This window comes from Roseivivax halotolerans (assembly GCF_900115815.1).
GTDB classification, from domain to species: domain Bacteria; phylum Pseudomonadota; class Alphaproteobacteria; order Rhodobacterales; family Rhodobacteraceae; genus Roseivivax; species Roseivivax halotolerans.
The window spans coordinates 1-1409 of sequence record NZ_FOXV01000037.1; the positions used below are offsets into that span (position 1 = coordinate 1).

A 1409-nucleotide genomic window follows, 5' to 3' on the forward strand; every position below is an offset into this window, starting at 1 on the left:
CACACTTGATCGGCTCTCCCGCCTGGAAGGTCAGGTCCGCGGTGTCGCTCGCATGGTCGAGAGCGACCGCTACTGCATGGATATCCTGGCGCAGACAGCCGCGATCAGGTCCGCAATTCTGAGTGTCGAACGGCTTATCCTTGAGAATCACGCCGAGCACTGTGTCGAGGAGGCCATTGCCAGTGCCGACCCCAAGCAACAGCGCGCCAAGTTCGACGAGCTCATCGGGCTATTGCAAAAGGCGTCACGGTAACCCCTTCAGCCCAAAGTCTTGCCGCGTCAGAGCAAGACGGCGAGCTTGGTCGTCATGGTGACGCCGAGAGCAGTAGGGCCACGTTCAAAGAAGATGAGCCGTCGCTCATGCCACTTTCAATTGCGTGAGGCCATCATCGGCTTTCCATATCATCGTGGCGCGCGCGAATGTCCTCGGGCCATGTCGATTTGATATAGCTGAGGACTGCGACGATTTCCTCGTCAGTCAGGACTCCGTCATATACCGGCATGTTCGAGGCATAGTCTGGATCATCGATCAATGCGCCGATCCCGAACTTCGTCAGCCGGAACAGCGTCTCGCCGTCATGGTGCCAGGTATGCCCGGTCTCGTCATGCGGCGGTGCAGGGAGCCTTCCGTCCGGACCTGGCGACCGCCAATCGGGCTGCCCTTCAAGATTTGCGCCATGACAGGCGGCGCAATGCTCCACATAGACGGCCGCGCCCAAGGCCACGGTGTCTGGATCAGTGTCTCTAAGAACAATCCGTTCTTCCCCGGCTCTGAGCGTGACCGTGGCAAGCAGAGCGGCTCCCAGCAGAACCGCTCCACTCGCCGTGATCCAGAGACCCCGATTCATTGGCCAGCCCGATGGAAGATCTCGCCAGAGGCTGCATCTCCGCCGAACGCGATCACGTCATAGCGGGCGCTCGGATCTGTCCCCATGCCGGGTGAGCCGACCAGCATGCCCGGTACAGCGATCCCAGAAATGTCAGGCCGTTCGTCCAGCAGCCTGTTCAGAGCTGCGAAAGGGACGTGTCCCTCGATTGTGTAGCCCTCGATCTCAGCTGTATGGCAAGACCAGAGCGCTCCTGGCACGTCGTTCGCCAGTTTTACGCTCGTCACGTCCCGCGTGTCCGTGACCTCGACGTGGTAGCCCTCTTCGCGCGCAAGCGCGACCCAGGCGCCGCAACAGCCGCAGGTGGGACTTTTCGTGACATGCATGCTGCCATGCCTGGCCATGTCGGGATGGCTCTCCGCATGAGCCATTCCGGCCCCACCGAAGGATGCAAGGCTGAGCGTCAGTGCGGTGACAGGAGCTAAGGCCAAAAAGGCGTTGGTCGGTTTCATGAGTTTTCCTCTCGAAAGATTAGCAAGCTGGCAAACCCAGCTTCGATGCGATTTGGGAAAGAGCCTGTGC

At 60.3% G+C, this 1409-nt stretch carries 3 protein-coding genes; 1 reads left to right on the forward strand and 2 read right to left on the reverse strand.

Annotated elements, in window-relative coordinates:
* Positions 1 to 253: metal-sensitive transcriptional regulator (locus BM171_RS18595; RefSeq protein ID WP_139218763.1), on the forward strand; the 253-nt coding region annotated here is incomplete at its 5' end.
* Between the two features lie 133 nt (positions 254 to 386).
* On the opposite strand, the gene BM171_RS18600 is transcribed toward BM171_RS18595, so the two are convergent.
* Together BM171_RS18600 and BM171_RS18605 are read right to left on the reverse strand one after the other, a co-directional pair.
* Complete coding sequence (locus tag BM171_RS18600) at positions 387 to 848, reverse strand: c-type cytochrome (RefSeq protein WP_093016140.1); 462 nt, start codon at positions 846 to 848, stop codon at positions 387 to 389.
* On the reverse strand, positions 845 to 1339 hold the full coding sequence (locus tag BM171_RS18605) for a DUF411 domain-containing protein (protein WP_093016143.1): 495 nt from the start codon (positions 1337 to 1339) through the stop codon (positions 845 to 847). The genes BM171_RS18600 and BM171_RS18605 overlap by 4 nt, the downstream gene beginning before the upstream one ends.
* Positions 1340 to 1409: the final 70 nt, after the last annotated feature.